This is a genomic window from Arcanobacterium phocisimile, assembly GCF_016904675.1.
In the GTDB taxonomy this organism is placed as follows: domain Bacteria; phylum Actinomycetota; class Actinomycetes; order Actinomycetales; family Actinomycetaceae; genus Arcanobacterium; species Arcanobacterium phocisimile.
Window position 1 is genome coordinate 848,245 of sequence record NZ_CP070228.1, and the last position, 20,451, is coordinate 868,695.

Consider the following 20,451-nt stretch of genomic DNA (forward strand, 5'->3'; position numbering starts at 1 on the left):
CTGTGATGAATTAGTGCATACAAGTGCGCCTTCTCTTGCATACAATAGAGGACATGGTTTGGTTTTTTGGTAAGTCAGCGCGTTCGGCGGCGAAACAAGCTCGTGGTGAAACGTTCGCATATCTATCGGATTTTGTGCGGACTCGGCAGGGTGTGGAAGCGTATTTTGAAGAGGCGACCCCACGTAATCCGACGTCGATCGTCTTGGTTGCCTATGACGGTGAGTGGACCCGGCGTAAAGTCCCTGATCTTTCGGCTGCAAAAGAATTGTGTGAGCAGTTAGCTGTGCCACTTTATGATGTAGCTCAAACTGGCTATCCTCGGTCGATGCGTGAGTGGACGGTGAAAAACCCGGGATCTAACCGGAGGTAATGCTTAACTGAAGTATTGTCACGTACACTCACATCTCTAGGTGTTCACATTATGGTTCACGTGTATCCATTATGTGAGATTGGGCTGGTCAAGTCTACGATTTTCTCTACACAATAGAGACTCCCGCAAAGGACAACCCAATCCTGAAATGGAGAAAAATGAAAATCTCACGTACCCGCTCGTTTTACGCAAAGGCTATGGCAATGTTTGCTGTCGCTGGAATGGCGCTCTCGGCTTGCTCTTCCACCTCGGCAGATAAATCGGGCGAGCACCTAGAACCAATGAAGGAGAAGGGTCATATGGCGAAAGTTGATGCACTCGTCGTTTCCGCCATGGATGAAGAAATGGCTCCATTTTTGGAAGAAGTCGCTGACTACAACCCAGAAGAGATCGAGTCGCCAGTAGGTAAGCTCTACCGTGCAAAGAAAGACGACGTCGATGTGCTTATGGTTGTTACCGGCATTGGTATGACCGCCGACGCTTCCGTTCTATCCTGGACCTTGGCTCACTACCAGCCAGAAGTCATCGTTGCCATCGGTTCGGCAGGGGGCATGGCTGCTGATTCGCGCGTCGGCCAGGTTGTTGTTGGTACCGAATACACCAACGGCGGCGCTGACGGCACCGTATTTGGTTACGTCCGCGGCCAGGTTCCTGGCCAGCCAGAAATATTCACTGGGGATCAGAAGATGATCACGGCGCTCGAAACCGTTGCCAAAGAAGCTGAAAAAGACAATATGACGGTACGCTTTGGTCAGATGCTCTCCTCAGACGCCTTCATTACCGAAGTGAATGTTGAAGATCGTCGCGAAGCATTCCCTGCAGTAGTCACCGCTGATATGGAGTCGCATGCTGCATCCCAGGTTGCTCATGCATTTGGTATCCCATTCGTATCAATTCGTGCAATCTCTGATCTGTGCGGCAAGCCAGATGATCAGTCAGTCTCTTTTCACGAGGAACTCGACGTCGTTGCGAAGTCGTCAGCACATGTTGCGTTCGAAGGACTCAAGCAGGCTGGCTACGTGAAGTTCTGATACTTCCACCAGGCCCGTCATCGAGCCTGACAAAACTCAGACGAGGGGCTAAAGTTAGCCCCTCGTCGTTGTATATCGAGAGTTCATCCAACAAGGAAGCGAGTGCGCGCGAATTATGTGAACGCGCCACCCGAAACGAATGCCGGGGCATGGAAAACTCCGTGCCCCGGCAGCTGGTCCTCCAAGCTAGGGAGCTAAGAGTGAACGATTTAGTGGTCAGCGAGCGAGGTGCTCAACAAGGGTGCGGAGCATAACTCCAGTTGCGCCCTTTGGCTGGTAGCCCCACTCACCTTCGCGGTTGAACGATGGGCCAGCAATATCGATGTGTGCCCATGGCGTCTTACCAACGAATTCCTTCAAGAACAAGCCAGCAACGAGCATGCCGCCGAAACGCGAACCAGAGTTCTTCATATCAGCGCATTCAGAATCGAGCGAAGAACGCAGTTCAGCAGGAAGCGGCATGCCCCAAGCAGGCTCGCCAGCGCGTCTTGCAGCTGCAACCACTGCGTCGCGAACCTCATCGGTTCCCATAATGCCGGTTGTGCGGTTACCCAAGGCAACCATCTGGGCACCAGTCAAGGTAGCAATATCGATGATCTCGTCTGGGTTTTCTTCGCAACCCATAATCAGGCCGTCAGCCATAACTAGGCGGCCTTCGGCGTCGGTATTGTTAATCTCTACCGAAATACCGTTGCGGTAGACGATCACGTCGTCTGGGCGGCCAGCGGTACCCGAAACCATGTTTTCGGCCAAGCACAGCCAGGCCACAACGCGGCGCTTCACGCCAAGCTTAGCAGCAGCCACCACTGCATGAAGTACGGTAGCAGCACCGGTCATGTCAGTCTTCATTTCGGTGATAGCAGTGGATGGCTTGAGGCTGTAACCACCGGTATCGAAGGTGATGCCCTTACCAACCAAAGCGGTGAAACCTTCAGCATCTGCTGGGTTGTATTCCACGCGAACAAGGCGTGGAGCAGAAGCCGAACCGCGGCCAACCTGCAAAAGACCGTTGAGCTTCTCAGCTTCAAGAGCCTTCTCATCAAAAATCTTGACCGAGAGGCCAACCTCGAGAGCAACCTTCTCTGCCTCTTCAGCGAAGGTCACTGGGTTGAGGAAGTTAGGCGTGGTGTTTTCCAAATCACGAACGGCGTTGACGGCGTTCGACAGCACCAAAGCGCGATTGAAGACGTCGTCAGAACCGAAGGAAGAAACAACATTGATCAAAGCAACAGGGGACTTCGCCGGCTTCTTGTAAGCGTCGAAGACGTAGGCTCCTAGGCCAGCACCTTCAATAATGGCGCCAGCTTGTTCGGCTGTTTCATGTGGGAAACAGATCGCCATCTCATCGCGGCCAGCAGCAGTGCGGGTGGCTACGCCAGCCATGTGGCGCAGGGATTCGGTTGCGTGCTCGGTGCACAGACCGACGGCTACAACAACCTTGGATGAATCAAGCGGGTTGACGACAGTGAGTGTCGAGAGCGGCTTGGCAGAAAAATCGAGAGTGGTCAGCGCAAGTTCCACGCCTTCTGCGAGCTTCTCATCGACTGGGGATACGACGGAAAGAGCGCCATCTTTCTTGGTAACTGCAAGAACAATGTTCGAGTGCAGATCGAGTTCAGATACAAATTGATATTTAGTCATACCTCTATCATAAGAGTCAGTCCAGCATGTTGCCATGCTGGACTGACTCTTGAGTGCGAACGAATGATCACGTTCTCTAGAAAAACTTATGCAGATTTTCGTGCAGCTTTAGCCGCGCGATAGTCTTCCTTGCTCCCACCTGTAGGGAATTCGCCGCGTTTGACTTGTGGGGAAGGTAGACGCCAGCGTGGCATATACATTCCGCGCGAGAACATTTGCATGGAGAAACCGGAAGGGATCTCGTCGGCACCGAACTTATAGGTGGCGAGAATCTTCGCTTTGCGTACGATCCAAGCGAGTTGAATAACCATCACAATAAAGACGGCGTATAGGCCAACGATGGCAAGAAATGCTACCTGTGGCCAGTAAGACATAAATACTGCAAGTAACAGAAGTGGAATAACCAACGGCATAAACCATTGACCCCACGGAGCTGAAGCATCAATATAGTCACGACCCCATCGACGTACGCGACCGCGGTGAGCTGGCGGCATATTCTTTTCATCACCCGTACGCATTGCCGTTTGTTGACGGTAATATAACTCGTTACTCTTGGCGCGGTTTTCGGCACGCAACTTGCGCTTTTCTTCCTTCGTCAGCGCCGACGTCGACGCCACAATTGGACGGCGCCGAGCCTTCTGCGCCTCTTTGCGCTTCGGAGTAGGCGTGCCCTTAGGCGGCGTGTAGCCTTTTTCCTGTGGCACGACACCAACTTCAGGTGTTGCTGGAGTGGAGTCTTTCTTTTGACCAAACACGAATAAAATCCTTCACACTAAATGAAATACCATCAGCTACTTTACCGGGTTTCCGCTTGTAGGCGGTAGGCTAGAGGTATGGATATCCAAAATATTACTTCCCGCGTCGATGACGCGATGCCTAACGTTCTCAAAGAACTCAAAGAATTTGTCGCAATCCCATCGATTTCAGCAGCCGCTTTCGATCAGTCCAAGATGGACGATTCAGCACAGTGGATTGCGCAACGAGTAAAAGACCTTGGTCTTGAAGCCCAGATCATTAAGCTGGAAACCGAATCTGGCCTAGTCGGCCGTCCAGCGATCCTCGCTTCGCGTCCGGCAGAGCCAGGAAAACCTACAATACTTCTCTATGCACACCACGATGTGCAGCCAGTTGGCGATGAAGCCGAATGGGAATCTGAGCCATTCGTAGCGACTGAAAAAGATGGTCGCCTTTACGGACGCGGAACTGCCGACGATAAAGCGGGGGTGCTCGTGCATCTAGCTGCGATTGAGGCCGCTGATCCTGGAGTTGGAATTCGACTCTTTATTGAGGGCGAAGAAGAAATCGGTTCGCCCACATTCGCAGACTTCTTACAAATATACCGCGACCAGCTTGAAGCAGACGTCATCGTCGTTGCTGATTCGTCAAACTGGAACGTTGGCGTTCCGTCTTTAACGACGTCACTGCGCGGGGTAGTGCGACTCGATGTCAAAGTCTCCGTTCTTGACCACGCACTGCACTCCGGTTTCTTCGGCGGTCCAGTTCTCGACGCCGTCGTCGTTGCTTCTCGTCTTATCTCCACTTTGCACGACGACGAAGGTAACATCGCCGTCGCCGGCTTGCTTCAACAAGACACAACCGATGTCGATTATCCAGAAGCAGATTTCCGTCGCGATGCAGGAATGCTTGACGGGGTCCAACTTGCCGGATCTGGTTCGATCACGTCCCGGTTGTGGACTAAGCCATCGATCTCGGTGATCGGTATGGATATCACCCCGGTCGATATTGCGTCCAATACGATTATTCCATCAGTAGATATGCTTATTTCCATGCGTGTAGCACCAGGTCAAGATGCGCTTGAAGCTGGCGAAGCACTTGCTCAGCATCTTCGTGACCACGTCCCATTCGGCGCCCAGATTGAGATTTCCGTGGCTGAGGCCGGCTCTGCATTCCTCGCCGGCGAATCCAGCGAAGTAACAGATATTGCCCGCTGGGCGCTCAAAGAAGCCTGGGGTGGCATTGACTCAGTAGACATCGGTCAGGGCGGATCAATTCCGTTCATTGCTGACCTAGCTGAGGCCTTCCCACAAGCACAAATTCTTGTCACTGGAATCGAAGATCCAGACACCCGTGCTCATTCAGCCAACGAATCACTTCATATCGGTGATTTCCGCAATGCTATTGCCGCTGAAGCACTATTGTTGACACGGCTTGGAGAGTAAATGCGTATCGCATTAGTGGCCACAGCGCTTGCCGGTTGTGAACCGGACGCTGTGGCCAGTGCGGCCGTCACTGGCTGGAAAAAAGCGCGCCCCGCAGACGACATCGACGTCATCATTGCCTCAGATGGTGTGCCGGTAGCACACGTAGGAACAGGCTTATCAAGAGTTTTCCAACAAGAACACAAAGATGCTGTTGCGAATGAATATTGTGAGGCTCTCGGACCGCGACGAATATTCTGGGTCTCCGAAACGGACCGCTGTGGGCTTCTTGATCTAGCTGAGGCAGCGACATGGGATGAACATAGCGATCCACGCGGTTCGTCAGCTTTTCTTGCTCACGACATCATGCGCGCGTTGGAGCTGGGACTGACACAGATACGTATCCATCTGCCAGCGTTAATGGCTGGATCCGATGTTGGACTCGGCTTACTGAGCGAACTGAGTGGCATAGAGCTGTCGTGGGACAGCGACGAACAGCTAGTTGTACAAGCAATCGAGCAGGCTCGCCACCGGATCGGACCGTTGCATATTGTGGTTTCGTATCCTTTCGGCCAGGCACTGGCGGGTTTCGATGGACTGGCTCATACCTGGCAAAATGCCGGGCTAGATCCTGTTTTGGCGCAAGATTTTCTGCAACAAACCTCCGGGTATGTGCATAAGCTCGAGAGGATTCGTGCCCGGTGGGATCTATCCTTCGCCTCGAAACCGTTTCGTCGTTACGAGTTTGACGGTGTTGGGGGCGGTTTAGGACTTCTTTTTGTTTTACTGCGTGCGCGCTTGAGCACGATGGGTTCACATCTGGTGTTTCCAGAAACGCCTTCAGATTTATATGTCTATGTGACTAACGCTGTTGAGTTACATGTGCCCAGTGGTTTGAGCACGATGACTGATCGATCCCAAGAAGAAGGAAATCCGGCAATCTTAGTGGTTTCGCGTACTGAGCTGTTGCGCGGTGAACTTGCGCGTTTGGGTCTCAATGGTATGTATAAGTTGCAATCCGAGCGCGCAGAACACGACTTCTACCATGACGATATTGTGAATATTTTTTCGCGGTTAGCTTCGACGTGGGGATGGGACGTATAGCTCATAGCGTATTAGTGGAATCCATGAGCTTGAGCCGATAACCTTAACCATGTCTATCTTTAATTGGAGGAAAAGATGAGTGAAGTTGCAACGCACGCCGTTAGTCTTACTGACGTGGCTGCTGCAAAAGTTAAGTCGCTTTTAGAACAAGAAGGTCGTGATGATCTTCGTTTACGCGTCGCTGTGCAACCCGGTGGCTGTTCTGGATTGATGTATCAATTGTATTTTGACGAGCGTTTGCTCGATGGCGATGCTCTTCGAGATTTTGATGGTGTTGAAGTTGTCGTCGACCGTATGTCAGTCCCATATCTCGATGGTGCAACAATTGATTTTGCTGATTCGATTGAGCGTCAGGGATTCACGATCGATAATCCGAATGCGCAAGGCTCATGTGCATGTGGTGAGTCATTCCACTGAGTTAATAAGGCTGCCATGGACAAGGTTCCAGTTGCCTTAAAGGAGTATGTAATGAAGCGTTCAATTCTAGCAGTATGTGCGGTGGTAGCTATCGGTTTAGCTGGTTGCTCAGCGGATGCCGCATCTGATACTGCTCATGGTTCAAAGAGTGAAACTACTAGTGCTAAGGATTCGGCTCCAGGCACCCAAATGCCGACTGTGAAACTTGATGGTGTCAAGACCCGTCTAGTGTTTCCGGACTCTAATCCACCCGAAGGCCTACAGAAAGATGTCATTGATGGCGGTGAAGGCCGTGACATCGAGGAAACAGATTTTGTTGTGGCAAACTATGTTGGTCAAGTATGGGGAGAAGAGAGTGCTTTCGATTCGTCCTTCGCGCGGGGCAAAGCAACTGGATTCTCATTGCAACAAGTTATCCCGGGCTGGACGAAGGGTCTTGCCGGGTTAAAGCCTGGTGCCAAGGTCATTCTCTCGATTCCAGCTGATATGGGCTACGGTCCAAGTGGGGGGAATGCACAAGCTGGTATTGGTGCCGACGATACTATCGCATTCTATGTTGAGATTGTTGATGCTTATGGTGCCAACCAAGCCGGGGATCCAAATGCTACGCTCGAGGCAGATCTTGCCTCATTGCCTGTTGAGATTACCGGTAATCTCGGCGAGCCTATCTCGATTGCGGTGAAAGAGGGAACGCCAAATCCTACCGAGGTGACAACTACTGTCATTGCGCGCGGTGCTGGTCCGGAAATCGGTGGTGAAGGAACTGGCGTTTACATTCAATATGCTCTTTCTCCAATAGATAACTCTAAGCCCGAAGTAAGCTACGGTGAAGCAGGTCCAATTCGCTCTACAATCGGAGGTGGATCAATCTTTGATGGTCTCACTGGTATCCCAGTAGGATCGCGAGTCTTGATTATGGCTCCAGCTAGCGGGCAAGCTGGTAGTGGGGACCAACCCGGATTTGCCGTGGTAGTTGACGTTCTTGGGATTGATTAAGATCCGTTTATCGGTTGTCAGTTACACGCGATAATAAAAGGTGTGGCGCTCAGATCGAATCGATCTGAGCGCCACACCTTTTATCTGAAGATCGTTTCGGCCTTTTCTTTCTTACACGTTAGTGTTTGTAAAGAAAAGGCCGTAGGGATGATCCGATATCTTAGCCAAGAATAAGCTTAGAAGCGTTTTCTTGTGCTTCGCGTAAACGGGAAGCGACATCTTCCCAGTTGGCGAGGTTCCAGATTGCGTTGACGTAGTCAGCCTTCACATTGAGGTAATCGAGGTAGAACGCGTGCTCCCACATATCAACTATGAACAGTGGGATCGTCACAGGTGGGATATTGCCCTGCTGATCGAAGAGCTGGAAAATGGTGAGCTTGCCGGAAAGAGTATCGAAAGCAAGAACAGCCCAGCCAGATCCCTGAATGCCTGTTGCTGCAGCAGTAAAGTGCTTCTTAAAAGCTTCGAAAGAGCCGAATGAATCCTTGATTGCTTCGAGTAGTTCGCCCTCTGGTTCGCCGCCACCGTTCGGGGAGAGGTTCTTCCAGAAGATGGAGTGGTTGGTGTGTCCACCAAGGTTGAAAGCTAGATCCTTGGAGAACTGGTTGATCTTCGAAAGGTCGCCTGCTTCCCGAGCAGCTGCGAGGTTTTCGTGTGCCGCATTAACACCGGCAACATACGCAGCATGATGCTTGTCGTGGTGAAGCTCCATGATCTTACCGGAAATATGTGGCTCTAATGCAGCATAGTCATAAGGTAGCTCTGGAAGGGTGTAAAGTGTCATGTCGACCTCCGATGATCGTTGATTCGGGACTAAAGTCCATCTTGTGATTCCATTATGCTTCATTTTGGTAGAGTTGGCAGTGTTTATTACTGACAGTGAACGCGCTGGACAGCATGTCTGTGCGGTGGACCATGTGTGTCAAGTCGTTCTATGAACTGAAAGGACGTAGACTAAATATCGTTTAGTGATGTTTATCTATTCGGAGGTTGAGATGGATTCGCGAGTAAAAGTTTTGGTCTACTCAGACAATAGCGATGTTCGTGAGTCTGTCATGCGGAGTGTAGGCCGTACAGTCCCAGGCACTGGAGTTGCTATCGACTGGATGGAAGGTGCGACCCCCGATGGCACTATTCTGAAAATTAAGGAAGCCGAGGAAGCCAACGAGCCTTTCAACCTCCTCATTCTTGATGCGGAAACGCCTAAGCTCGGCGGTATCGGTTTGGGTAAAATGGTTCGCGACGAAATCAACCCAGAAACTCCGTACATTGTGCTCATTGCTCGTCCTCAGGACGAGTGGCTAGCTAGGGTGGCTACACCGCAAGCGATTCTTCCATATCCAGTTGATTCTGCAGCACTCTCACGTGCCGTGCATGATATCCTCAGTTAATTTTTCGGTGCTTTCGCGCCAACTGTTGTCAAGGAATATCAGCGAGTCAGGATTATCCTCCCAGGGGTAATCAATCAATCAAGATGTTCTAGGCTTCCCATAATTCCTTCGTCGAAACCAGGAATTGTGGGAAGTTTGATTTTTTGCGCGTGGTCAAGCGGAGTTGATAATGCATCTGGTTTACTGGCGACGACGATTCGGACGCCGTCGCGCCAAAGCCATCGAGAAAGACAGCGCAGTTCATCGGTAGATACTGATTCAAATGGACGTTCCGGAAGCACGCTTAACGGGTGAGTAGCCATGAACTCTTCGGCAAATCGGTGTACCTGAATATCAGCTGCGACAACCATTGACTGCACGAACCGGCCATGATCGATCACTATTACTTCCCAACTAGCGCTTTTTTCGTCGCTTGGAGCTGCCGCTATGATCCTGCCAGCATGTACGAGCGGAAGACAGATTGCTCCTGCTACTGCGCCATTGACCAGGGCATACAACCGTTCACGCTCGGCTAGGGCGGCTTCGAACCGTTCGAGCTGGGACAGTTTAGCCATTCTTTCTTGCGTGGCTGAATAGATAACATCTAGATTGCCTGAAATGGCGTGGGCGGCTGCTCGACAAGCTTGCCTCTGTTCAATTCCGGTAACACAAGGCGCATCACAAAGATTCAACTCTGCCATATGACAGGGTAGACGCCCGTCAGCGACAGCTGGCAACGTTTGACTGCACGTGCGTAACCCGGACACGCTTTCGATGAGTTCTTTCGCTTGCTTAGCATGTGCGAAGCGAGTGAAGGGGCCAAGCACGTGATCTACGTGTTCACGCAATACTACCTTTGTGATGGTTAACCGCGGATGGGGTTCTTGTGTGAGCCGAAGCCAATATCTCGATCGCGGTTTTGATCGCTTGTTGTAACGTGGCCGGATCTCACGAATCAATCGAATTTCAAGAATCTCAGCTTCAATCAAGGTAGCTGTTTCAATTGCTTCTACCCGCTCAGCTAGATCGACCATCTCACCTATGCGTCGTCTTTTCTCAGCAGCTGTGAAATAACTGCGAACTCGTTTATAAACGTTCCCTGAAACTCCGATATAGAGAATTTCATCATTGGGGCCGACGAACTGATAGACGCCGCTACCTCGAGGTAGACCATCAGCCAATGAGATTTTTTTCCTACGTTTGCTGGGAACCCCCGAGTGAGCAGTCATCAAATCATCGACATGAGTTACACCCAATGGACCGAGCCGAGATAAGACAGCATGAAGGACATCGACGGTGGCACGTGCATCGTCCAATGCGCGGTGGGTCGGTGTAGTTGTTGCCCCTACCAACCGTGCGAGCGAGGAAAGCTTGTAGTTAGGTACTTCATCGCGAGTAAATACACGACGAGAAAGCTTAACAGTATCAACTGTTCGTCGTTGCGGGAACTCCAGCCCTACAGCTTGTGCGGCACCGGTGAGCTGCCCGATATCAAAGCGTGCGTTATGAGCAACGTAGATAAGCTCCGAATCATGACCGATAAACTCGATAAACGCCAGCATAACTTCAGCCAACGATGGGGCAGTTGTGACCATGGCAGTTGATATTCCAGTCAACCGAGAAATAAAAGCTGGAATAGGTATCCCAGGATTAACTAGTGTGCCAAATTCGCCGATCACTTCACCGCCACGCACCTTAACCGCACCGATTTCGGTCAAGGAGTGTAACCCAGGCTTTTCTCCAGTAGTTTCAACATCGACGACGAGGAACGTCGCCTGTTCTAAGGACAGCCCTAAATCGTCAAACGCCAACTGCTGTGGCTCAATAGGTGACTGGCCACGGCGATGAATCGGGACAACTTCGGTATCTAACCGTCGCCCTGGGGGAACTGAACGGATGTTTTTCATACAAAAATGTTAAACTGAGCCTCCACCATAAAATGCTGACACTAAAGCCGCGCACCGTCGTCGTCAAAATCGTTTTCACGCGGCGAATGTAGGATGATCGCTCCCACCGCACATGCGAAAGCAGCAGTAGCAGTAAGCAGCCACATACCCTCGCCTAACGCGATCACGTCATAGAAACCAGCGAGGAAAAGCGCAACGAACAAGCCACAGGTGGCCCATAGAGCGAACGCTATTCGAGGAAAAGTACCCTGTGCAACTGGCAACGCGGGAGGTAAATCGTGTGGATGAAATTCGCCGTCGTCGTCCGTAGGATGCCAATCGCGCGGACCAGCATATCGCTGCGTCGGGTCGAGCGAAATAATATTCTCCCACTCTGCGTCAGCATCCCAGTTCGAAAGGTTGCCCAAATCATTATCTTCACGTGCCATAGTCCTAGCTTACAACCGGTAGACTAGGAGATGGAGAAGCGGGACTAACCCGCATCACACATGAGAGGAAGGATACGGATGTCTATCCGTCGCGTAGCAATTCTTACCGCAGGTGGTTTTGCACCATGTTTGTCCACCGCAGTCGGCGGCCTAATTGAGCACTACACCAAGGAACTGCCAGAAGCCGAAATCATCGGTTACCAGTACGGCTACCATGGCCTGCTCACCGGAAACTACGTTGTTTTCGACGACGAAGCACGTGCCAACGCTGCAACCTTGAAGAACTTCGGTGGCTCGCCAATCGGCAACTCCCGTGTTAAGCTCACCAACTCCCAGAACCTTGTCGATCGTGGTCTGATCAAGCCAGGTGAAAACGCACTCGAAGTTGCAGCAGAGCAGTTGCGCAAGGACGGCGTTGACGTCTTGCACACTATCGGTGGCGACGACACCAACACCACCGCTGCTGATCTCGCAGCATACTTGCACGAAAACGACTACGAATTAACTGTCGTTGGCCTGCCAAAGACCATCGATAACGATATCGTTCCAATCCGCCAGTCCCTCGGTGCCTACACCGCAGCTGAAGAAGCATCAAAGTTTGCACAGAACGTTATCGGTGAACACCGCTCTAACCCGCGTATGCTCATCATTCACGAAATTATGGGTCGTGCATGTGGTTATCTCACAGCTCAGGCTACCCAGTACTACCGCGAGTGGCTCGAGGGCCAAGAGTGGGTTCCATCAGCTGGTCTGTCCAAGGAACGCTGGGATGTCCACGCAATGTATATTCCAGAAATTACCTTCGATCTCGATGTAGAAGGTTCGCGTTTGCGCAAGATCATGGACGAGCAGGGTAACGTCAACATCTTCCTTTCTGAAGGTGCTGGCGTGGAAGAAATCATCGAAGAAATGCTCGAAGATGGCATCGAAGTTGAGCGTGACCCATTCGGTCACGTCAAGCTCGACACCATCAACCCAGGCCAATGGTTCGCCAACCAGTTCGCAAAGATCATCGGTGCAGAAAAGGTCATGGTTCAGAAGTCTGGTTACTTCTCACGCTCGGCTGCGTCTAATCCAAAAGATCTCGAACTTATCGAGTCCATGGTTGAGTTGGCTGTTAAGTCTGCTCAAGAAGGCGTCTCCGGTGTTATCGGCCACGATGAAGAAGACAACGACACTTTGAAGGCAATCGATTTCAAGCGTATTGCTGGACACAAGGCATTTGATGTTTCCCAGCCATGGTTCCATGAAGTCATGGACGCTATCGGCCAGGAGTGGGAGCCGAAGCCTGCTAAGTAAGTAGGGCATTCGCGGTGGCCGGCCTCGTGTCAACAACAGGCTGGCCACCATCTATTTTGAGTATGCACGAGACGGAGCGTCGATCTATACCTATGGTTAACCCGGATATTCCACAAACATACCTACCGGTCTACCCAGACCAAGAACAGGTAGATATGTCGTTGAACCATATCCGTAATCTGCCACCAATTGTCCAACGCGCCGACGTCGACAACCTCACTATGTCGTTAGGACAAGCGGGCTACGGACAGGCCTTCGTTATTCAAGGCGGTGATTGCGCAGAACGTTTTTCAGACGCTACCCGCTCACATGTGCGAGCTAAAATTGGTTCACTGCTCCAGGCAGCATTTATCGCCCATAATTTGGGCAATACGCCGGTCGTGACGATTGGGCGGATTGCCGGCCAATATTCCAAACCACGAAGCCACGTATATGAAAAACACGGTGATCTAACACTGCCCTCCTATCGTGGTGACGCTATCAACTCTCACGTATTTACCGCCCAAGCGCGTACTGCGGATCCGCAACGGCTCGTGCGTGCAGTAGAAAGCGCATCAACCGCCTATAGCTATATTACAGACCTCGAAAAGTCATTTTTTATTTCGTCAATAAATGCGCTCGAATGGAACACCACTGGGAACCAGACTAAACAATATCGAGACTTCGCGAGCTTAGTCGCTGAGCACAACGATATATACTCTCAACGCATCTATATTTCGCACGAATCGCTACTGCCGTATTTTGAACAAGCAATGACAGATACTGCTGGGTACAATCGTGGCGCGCATATGTTGTGGATCGGGGAACGAACCCGCTATGCATCGAGTCCGCAATTAGTGTATGCGCAACAGGTCCACAATCCGATTGGCGTTAAGCTCGGGCCTCAGGCACAACCGAAGGATATTCACCGGTTGATCGACACACTTAATCCGGAAGGTACCCCGGGACGGTTGAGCTTTATTCCACGTATGGGAGCAGGACATATCCGTCGGGTACTTCCACAGCTCTTACGCGCCGGCAAAGAAGATGGCCGGCCAGTAGCGTGGATTATTGATCCTATGCATGGTAATACGTTAGAGGTTGCTGGTCGCAAGACGCGTTTCCTCACCGATATTCTTGAGGAAATCAGTGAGTTTTTCGATATCTGCGCGGATGAAGCCGTAGATCCAGCTGGGTTGCACATCGAGTTTTCTGGTGAGAACCTCACTGAGGTGGCAGATAGCCCGCAGAGTCCAGAACTCGAACACATGCTTGATGAAGCTTTAGTCGATCCGCGTCTCAACCCACGGCAACTTTTCGATGTTGCTTTTGCGACTGGGCAGTTACTGGCTAAACGACGCTAATTTTAATTGTGCTTCCAGGTTTGATCATAGTCCCAGCTTCCGGGTCTTGAAGGCGCACAGTACCGAAAAAACCTCCAAGTATTTTTTCGACTTGAACGTTGAAACCTGCATTTTTTAACCGAGTAGTGGCTGATCCGCTTTGTTGTCCGACGACGTTGGGAACTTCAATGAGTTCTGGACCTTTTGAGATAACGATGTTTACTTCGTCCAACCGTAAGCCTGCACTATTGGCCTGTGGACTTTGCGAGATCACTTGGCCTTCAGGAACGGTATCCGAATATTCTTCAGTGATTACTGGAGTGAGTCCGGTAGAGCTGAGCTTTTCTTCCGCATCTGCTCGGGTCAACGTTGCTAGATCTGGGATCGTTACTGGAGCACGTCCTTGGGAAACAGTGTACGAAACTTCAGTGTTATGCGGAATGGACGCGTCAGCTTCGGGGCTCTGTGAGATGACAGTGCCTTTCTCAACTGTGTCTGAATAATCTGTGATTTCACTTATCTTGTTAAACCCAGTAGCAGTCAGCAGTTCGCGGGCTTCTTCGGCGGTCTTTCCTGCCACTGTAGGTACAGTGAGGTACCGAATACCATTGGATATTGTCACTGTGATGACAGAGTCTGGATGAATACTACTGCCGCCTTTCGGCGACGTCGATATCACGTGATCTTTTTCGACAGTGTCGGAAAATTCGCGAACAGTAGAAATAGTAAAACCTTGTTCTTGAAGTTTTTCTGTGGCTTCGATAGCAGTTAAGTTTTGGACGTCAGCGATCGTAATGCGCATGCCTGGACCATAGAGGAAGTACCAGCCTGTTGTGCTAGCAATCGAAGCGACCAGCAGGATTAGGAACAAGATGATAGGCCACAGACGTCGCTTTTTCCGTTCCGGGAGCGTAGGTTGCGGTTTCAGCTGTGCCTTCTTCGGCAGTGTAGCTGTGTCGCTTGCTTGCGGAAGCGTCTCGATCCGTTGTGTGCCCGTGGTCGCAGCTGGGGTAAAGTTTTGGCTCGTGATTTGCTGCGTTGCGGTAGGTGGGGTGGCTGCAGGGGACTGGGGGAAGACAGGCACGCGGCGAATCGCGATATCTTCGGGAGTGGATCGGATGATGTCATCGAGCGCGTCGAGTGCAGCAAAGGCATCGCGCGGGCGCTTGTAGGGGTCCTTTGCAGTGAACAATCGAATCAGAGAATCGATATGTGCTGGCATCCAATCGGCAAGTTCAGTCAAGTATGGGATATCACCATTGACATGCTGATAGGCGATAGCTACTGGGGTTTCACCGTTGTATGGCAAGGTGCCAGCGATGAGCTCGTAGAGCATGATGCCGACGGCATAAATGTCTGCGGTTGGTCCGGCGCTACCGTTTGTAACAAGTTCTGGAGCCACGTACGCAACGGTTCCAAGGACTGTTGCTGTTTGAGTGGCGCTTGAAGCGGCTCGTGCTAGACCAAAATCTGCCACCTGTGCATTGATTACAGGCTTGTCGAGTACTGCGTTGATATCAAGCGGCTTGTCTAGCAAGATATTTTCTGGTTTCACATCGCGGTGAATAACATCGGCTTGGTGTGCGACGGCAAGTGCTTGGAGGACTTGCCGGGTTATTGTTAGTGCCATTCCCAGGGGTAGCGAACCGTGCTGTGCGAGTTGCGATCTCAAATCTGGACCAGTGATTAACTGCATGACGAGGTAAGGAAGTTCGCCAATTGGGGTATGTGCTACACCTTGATCATAGACGTTAACCACGTGGGGACTCGAGAGTTTCGCCGCAGAGCGCGCTTCGCGAATAAACCGTTCGACGAAGTCGGGTTGTTCGGCAAGGTGAGAGTGAATGATCTTCACTGCAACGTCACGTTCAAGGCGCGTATCGTGCGCATGGTAGACGCTAGCCATTCCTCCTCGCGCTAGGCGGGAGATGATAACGTAGCGGCCGTCAATTGCGGCGTTGAGCAGTGGATCTGAGTTCACATGTTTAGGATATAGGCAAAAGCCGACCACGTGGGTGGTCGGCTTTTGCGTGTCGGTGTGGCAATACTCTTAGAATCGTTGCATTGCGGCTTTAATCTTAGCGACATACTGCACAGTATCTGGGCGCATTCCGTATTTTTGGACTCCACCTAGACCTTGATAGTAGCCAGCTACTGCCTGGTCGAAATCGTCTGCATGTTGGTGTAAGTAGCGGATGATCGCAATTCCTGCCACGACGTTGTCATGCGGATCTAGCAGGTTCAGTTCGCGTCCTACGAGGGTTCCTGCCCACTGACCCGATGATGGGATGACTTGCATAACCCCGATTGCGTTGGCTGGGGAGACAGCGCTGGCATCGAAACCAGATTCGTTGTAGGCGTGTGCAAGGGCTAATCGTGGATCGACGCCCATTTGCACAGCTGTTTCACGGACCATCTGTTGCATTTGTGCCCGTGACGGCAGATCTTGGTTGATAAGGGTGTTCTTATTCTCGTTTGCCGCGTCGACGACGTCGTCAGCGTAGGTGTATCCCGGGAAGTTGTTTTCCACGAGTCGCTTTGTAGGGGCAGGCACTGGTGCTGGAGCGGGTGCCGGCGCTGGGCTTGCGGTAGCGGTGCCGATTGTAAGTTCCTGGCCAGGGAAGATGATGTTTGGATTGGCGATTGCGTTGGCTGCTACGATTGCTGCGACGGTGGTATTGTAGCGTGCAGCGATTAGGCCGAGGGTATCGCCGGACTGGACTATATAAGTCGAAGTGCTCACTTGCGGTGCAGGAGTGGGTGCGGGTGTAGATGCAGGCGCTGGTGCTGGAGCGGGTGCTGGAGCGGGTGCCGGCGCTGGGCTTGCGGTAGCGGTGCCGATTGTAAGTTCCTGGCCAGGGAAGATGATGTTTGGATTGGCGATTGCGTTGGCTGCTGCGATTGCTGCGACGGTGGTATTGTAGCGTGCAGCGATTAGGCCGAGGGTATCGCCGGACTGGACTATATAAGTCGAAGTGCTCACTTGCGGTGCAGGAGTGGGTGCGGGTGTAGATGCAGGCGCAATATCGCGTATTACTGGTGTTCGGACGGGGAGTTGAAGACGTTGTCCAACCCGGATGAGGGCAGTGGAATCAAGACTATTGATACGTATGATTTCAGCGATTGAAACTCCCGTGCGTTGAGAGATTCCCCAAACGGTATCTCCAGGGCGCACTTGGTAGCTCATCATCAACGAAGGATGAGAAGGGGTTGTATGGAGCGGAGCTTGCTGTAGAGAATTGTGTGGGTGCTGAGTTGCAGATGCGGCAGTTGGTGCAATCAAAGTTACAGCAGTTGCTGTGGCGAGAGCGGCGTTTGAACGCGACTTCCACGTGGCCATATGTCCTCCAAGGGCTGTTACGTCAGTTGCTGATGTTACAGATGGTGTAGTTGATGAAATTGTTATAATTGAGACTAGTTCATTTTACGGCGTGTTTCCACCTGTCTTGAGTAAGTGTGCGGTATAATCGCCTGATGATTAATGACAATGGTGGCAATATGTGGCTTTCTATACCTGAGGTTGCCGAGTTGCTTGATGTACGCCAGCGCGATATTCGCTCTGCGATTTCAGATAATCAGATGCTGGCAGTGCGTCGTGGCGAGAATCATGCGTGGGCGGTTCATCGCCAGCAATTAGTGTTCGATGAAATTGGTGCAACGCTACTTCCGTCGCTTCCTGGAACTCTCACATCGCTTCATGATGCCGGTTTCGATAATGAAGAGGCTTTGGCTTGGTTAACTGCCCACAATGATGAACTGGGAATGACTCCGTTTGATGCGTTGCATGCGGGCAACATCCATGCAGTTCGACGCGCAATCTTGATGCTCGCGTTTTAGTGATTTTATCGTAAAGAGTGGTTGTCTCGTTCCGCAGGGAGAGACAACCACTCTTTATGTGCTCATTGTTGCTAATGCAATTTGAGATCCGGGGCAGAACCTTGCGGGAATGCCCTGAAACTCTAGGCGGTACGACGATGTAAAGTATCTGCCAACTCGGTAAGAATGGATGATTGTGAAGGTAGGCGCTCGTGAGCGCTTTGTTCACGAATGTCGATGAGTTCTTCGTGCGCTTCGTAAGCGCCAGATGAGATGATGATATCTTTGACTTGGTCTACTTCGTCGTCGGATAAAGTCTTCCCAAGATGTGAATCGATAAAGGATCTTTGCGAATCGGTACACATCTGACGGGTCAAAGCCAACAATACTGTTCTCTTCCCTTCGGAAAAATCAGTTCCAGCGGGCTTCCCAGTAATAGCTGGATCGCCAAAGATTCCCAATTCGTCATCGCGAAGCTGGAAAGCTTCTCCCAGCGGTCGCGCAAAGGTGCCAAGTTGGTGAAGCATCGCCTTATCTGCCCCAGCAAGAGTAGCACCGAGGAGAATCGGTAGCTCCACCGAATAACGCGCCGATTTATGGACCAAAACTAAGAAGGCGTCGTTGAGCGCGCGTTCGGCGTCGTTGTCAATCTCGGTAAACTCAGCCCGCATATCCATGTATTGTCCAAACGCTGTTTCGGCGGTCATGGACGCGAAAAAAGCAGACGCTGAGCGGAAATAAGCGTCGGGGGCGTCTTGACGAGCGAATTCTTCACCGGCTAAAGACAGTAAATAGTCACCCAGTAAAAGTGCCGCATGCTCACCAAAAACCTCGGAACTACCGCGTGATAGTGCTTGAGTATGTAACTGAGAAAATAGTTTATGTGTGGCAGGTATGCCACGGCGAGTATCGGCTGCGTCGATAATATCGTCATGTACCAGGGCTGAAGCTTGGTAAAGTTCAGCTGCCACTGCAACGTGGAGCGGAAAGTCAGACGAGTGGGGGAGTACTGCTTGAAATCCACCCGCAACAAACAGAGCTCGTGTACGTTTTCCGCCCGCACTTAGCGCGCGTGCAGGATTGACAAATTCTTCGTAAAGCGATCGTGCTCGGTCGGAATCAGTAAATGCTGGAATCGAGTTCAAGAGCTCGAGTAGACGGGCAGAGACGGCAGAGCGAAATTGGGAAGTGTTCACGCAGTCAAGGATACCGGGTTGTCCACAGATAAGCTCGCGTTGCGTGCTATCCACAACTTGCGTTGTGTGAAAGAAACTGACCGGTGAGCATTGATTGACTAGATGACATGAAACCATATGTTATAACCCAGCTTCAAGATTGTCTCTACTACGCTCGCGATGTCGTCGGGGAACAACTGCTACCACCACGCAATATCCTGTATGTTTGTACACTGCGCACTGTCAACGAGGCTAGCCAGATACGGGCAGTCGTGCGTGTTGATTTAACGGTGTGTGATGACCAAGCGCGAATACGTGAAAAGGTGAGCGAATTTGTTGTCGATACCGAACCTGATGAGCTTGTTATGTGTTGGTACATCAAGAATTCACTTGAAAATGCGCGAACACCCGACGTCGAGTATGCTGCGGAAACTCGGTTAATCGCGCAAATATACACACAGGTTAAAGAGTCACTGCAACATCTACCGGCCTATCGAAAGCTTAAGCCAACGTTATTGGTAACAGACAACTGTCAGTGGACTGAGATTGCTGAAACTCAAGTTCACAATGACACGATCGTGTTAGGAGAACTCAATTCATTATCTGAATCAGTGAAGCGCGGGTTTGACTGTGCTCCAGGGACCTGGGGCGAGTCCAATCCGATAGAAGGGATATGGCAGCGAGTGTCCTTCAATCGCAGAAAGCGAAGTATTGAGATCGAGCAAGAAGTAGCCTCTGGCAGTCTTGCGGCAAACGGGATGCTGTTATGGGCAAATACGATGAAAAAGGTGGCGAGTTCCGCCGATAGCCTCCTACCCAATCAGGTCACGGAAACTTTGGGCGGTCATAGCCGTATCGGAAAACTTAATGGCACACTCCACGATTCACACACTCGAGATAGGGTTTTACTGTGGGCGATTTCGGGAGTTCCGTTCAACGATGATGTCGCCTGGGCCGACTGCTACCAACTGATGCGCACCACTCCGATGTCCGAAGAATTAGTTGTTCGCACCCGAAAAACTATTACTGTATTAAACGCCTGCGCGAGTTTCTCAGCTGAAGATTCTGCCTGCGCATATGCGACTCTTGCCTATCTATATTGGTGGGTCGGGCAAGTCACGCTAGCTCGGCAAGCAACCGAGCTAGCTCGTGAATCTGATCCAAGTTATCGGTTATCTCAATTAATAGAGGCGATTCTGGAGGGAGGAATACTGCCGCCATGGGCACTCGAAGGTTAACATTTGGCGTTGTGGAGAAATTGTGACTTATTGGGCATCGAACGTCGTTGATGTTGAAAATACGTTTCCAAAACCGGATTTTGGAGGCAAATGTCCGTAACTTGACGGTCAGGAGGGAATAAAGTGAAGACTTTTTACGTTTCAATAGTGTCCTGGATGCGAATTATAAATCCTAAT

19 protein-coding genes are annotated in these 20,451 nt (G+C 51.2%); 11 read left to right on the plus strand and 8 right to left on the minus strand.

Annotated elements, in window-relative coordinates; genetic code table 11:
* Positions 1-53 precede the first annotated feature (53 nt).
* Together JTE88_RS03770 and mtnN are read left to right on the plus strand one after the other, a co-directional pair.
* A complete protein-coding gene (locus JTE88_RS03770) occupies positions 54-371 on the plus strand; it encodes an oxidoreductase (RefSeq protein ID WP_204425489.1) in 318 nt (105 codons plus the stop codon).
* A 158-nt stretch (positions 372-529) separates the two neighbouring features.
* Positions 530-1,402 carry a 5'-methylthioadenosine/S-adenosylhomocysteine nucleosidase gene (gene mtnN, locus JTE88_RS03775; RefSeq protein WP_204425490.1) on the plus strand — a complete coding sequence of 291 codons (873 nt, stop codon included), beginning with the start codon at positions 530-532 and terminating at the stop codon, positions 1,400-1,402.
* A gap of 216 nt (positions 1,403-1,618) precedes the next feature.
* Here the strand turns inward: mtnN and JTE88_RS03780 are convergent, their stop codons facing one another.
* Both JTE88_RS03780 and JTE88_RS03785 read right to left on the minus strand, forming a co-directional pair.
* The gene (locus JTE88_RS03780; RefSeq protein ID WP_239519568.1) at positions 1,619-3,043 is read right to left on the minus strand and encodes a leucyl aminopeptidase; all 1,425 of its coding nucleotides are present in this window, start codon (positions 3,041-3,043) and stop codon (positions 1,619-1,621) included.
* 86 nt (positions 3,044-3,129) lie between these two features.
* Complete coding sequence (locus JTE88_RS03785; protein WP_204425492.1) at positions 3,130-3,798, minus strand: DUF3043 domain-containing protein; 669 nt, start codon at positions 3,796-3,798, stop codon at positions 3,130-3,132.
* A gap of 78 nt (positions 3,799-3,876) precedes the next feature.
* On the opposite strand from JTE88_RS03785, the gene JTE88_RS03790 reads away from it, so the two are divergent.
* The 4 genes from JTE88_RS03790 (at position 3,877) to JTE88_RS03805 (ending at position 7,719) form a co-directional block, all read left to right on the plus strand.
* On the plus strand, positions 3,877-5,223 hold the full coding sequence (locus JTE88_RS03790) for a dipeptidase (protein WP_204425494.1): 1,347 nt from the start codon (positions 3,877-3,879) through the stop codon (positions 5,221-5,223).
* Positions 5,224-6,306, plus strand: a complete 1,083-nt coding sequence (locus tag JTE88_RS03795; protein WP_204425496.1) for a hypothetical protein — start codon at positions 5,224-5,226, stop codon at positions 6,304-6,306.
* A 75-nt stretch (positions 6,307-6,381) separates the two neighbouring features.
* Positions 6,382-6,723 carry an iron-sulfur cluster insertion protein ErpA gene (gene erpA / locus JTE88_RS03800; protein ID WP_204425498.1) on the plus strand — a complete coding sequence of 114 codons (342 nt, stop codon included), beginning with the start codon at positions 6,382-6,384 and terminating at the stop codon, positions 6,721-6,723.
* Between the two features lie 51 nt (positions 6,724-6,774).
* Complete coding sequence (locus tag JTE88_RS03805; protein WP_239519569.1) at positions 6,775-7,719, plus strand: FKBP-type peptidyl-prolyl cis-trans isomerase; 945 nt, start codon at positions 6,775-6,777, stop codon at positions 7,717-7,719.
* 160 nt (positions 7,720-7,879) lie between these two features.
* Here JTE88_RS03805 and JTE88_RS03810 read toward each other — a convergent pair whose 3' ends face one another.
* Positions 7,880-8,503: a superoxide dismutase gene (locus JTE88_RS03810; RefSeq protein WP_204425502.1), complete on the minus strand. Its 624-nt coding sequence runs from the start codon at positions 8,501-8,503 to the stop codon at positions 7,880-7,882.
* Positions 8,504-8,690: 187 nt separating this feature from the next.
* Here JTE88_RS03810 and JTE88_RS03815 point away from each other — a divergent pair, with 187 nt between their 5' ends.
* Positions 8,691-9,110 carry a response regulator transcription factor gene (locus JTE88_RS03815; RefSeq protein ID WP_204425503.1) on the plus strand — a complete coding sequence of 140 codons (420 nt, stop codon included), beginning with the start codon at positions 8,691-8,693 and terminating at the stop codon, positions 9,108-9,110.
* 74 nt (positions 9,111-9,184) lie between these two features.
* On the opposite strand, the gene JTE88_RS03820 is transcribed toward JTE88_RS03815, so the two are convergent.
* Entirely contained in the window at positions 9,185-10,996 is a 1,812-nt protein-coding gene (locus JTE88_RS03820; protein WP_204425504.1) for a DEDD exonuclease domain-containing protein, read from the minus strand.
* Positions 10,997-11,037: 41 nt separating this feature from the next.
* Entirely contained in the window at positions 11,038-11,424 is a 387-nt protein-coding gene (locus JTE88_RS03825; protein ID WP_204425505.1) for a hypothetical protein, read from the minus strand.
* Between the two features lie 78 nt (positions 11,425-11,502).
* On the opposite strand from JTE88_RS03825, the gene JTE88_RS03830 reads away from it, so the two are divergent.
* Together JTE88_RS03830 and JTE88_RS03835 are read left to right on the plus strand one after the other, a co-directional pair.
* On the plus strand, positions 11,503-12,723 hold the full coding sequence (locus JTE88_RS03830; RefSeq protein WP_204425506.1) for a pyrophosphate--fructose-6-phosphate 1-phosphotransferase: 1,221 nt from the start codon (positions 11,503-11,505) through the stop codon (positions 12,721-12,723).
* 62 nt (positions 12,724-12,785) lie between these two features.
* Positions 12,786-14,066 carry a 3-deoxy-7-phosphoheptulonate synthase gene (locus tag JTE88_RS03835; RefSeq protein WP_204425507.1) on the plus strand — a complete coding sequence of 427 codons (1,281 nt, stop codon included), beginning with the start codon at positions 12,786-12,788 and terminating at the stop codon, positions 14,064-14,066.
* Here JTE88_RS03835 and pknB read toward each other — a convergent pair.
* Both pknB and JTE88_RS03845 read right to left on the minus strand, forming a co-directional pair.
* On the minus strand, positions 14,053-16,026 hold the full coding sequence (gene pknB / locus JTE88_RS03840; RefSeq protein ID WP_204425508.1) for a Stk1 family PASTA domain-containing Ser/Thr kinase: 1,974 nt from the start codon (positions 16,024-16,026) through the stop codon (positions 14,053-14,055). The two genes, JTE88_RS03835 and pknB, sit on opposite strands and share 14 nt — an antisense overlap.
* 69 nt (positions 16,027-16,095) lie before the next feature.
* The gene (locus JTE88_RS03845; RefSeq protein WP_204425510.1) at positions 16,096-17,385 is read right to left on the minus strand and encodes a lytic transglycosylase domain-containing protein; all 1,290 of its coding nucleotides are present in this window, start codon (positions 17,383-17,385) and stop codon (positions 16,096-16,098) included.
* A 134-nt stretch (positions 17,386-17,519) separates the two neighbouring features.
* Here JTE88_RS03845 and JTE88_RS03850 point away from each other — a divergent pair, with 134 nt between their 5' ends.
* Positions 17,520-17,882: an Rv2175c family DNA-binding protein gene (locus JTE88_RS03850; protein ID WP_204425511.1), complete on the plus strand. Its 363-nt coding sequence runs from the start codon at positions 17,520-17,522 to the stop codon at positions 17,880-17,882.
* A 122-nt stretch (positions 17,883-18,004) separates the two neighbouring features.
* Here JTE88_RS03850 and JTE88_RS03855 read toward each other — a convergent pair whose 3' ends face one another.
* Positions 18,005-19,057 carry a polyprenyl synthetase family protein gene (locus JTE88_RS03855; RefSeq protein ID WP_204425513.1) on the minus strand — a complete coding sequence of 351 codons (1,053 nt, stop codon included), beginning with the start codon at positions 19,055-19,057 and terminating at the stop codon, positions 18,005-18,007.
* 107 nt (positions 19,058-19,164) lie between these two features.
* Between JTE88_RS03855 and JTE88_RS03860 the strand changes: the two genes are divergently transcribed.
* Positions 19,165-20,274: a DUF4192 family protein gene (locus JTE88_RS03860; protein ID WP_204425515.1), complete on the plus strand. Its 1,110-nt coding sequence runs from the start codon at positions 19,165-19,167 to the stop codon at positions 20,272-20,274.
* Positions 20,275-20,451 lie beyond the last annotated feature (177 nt).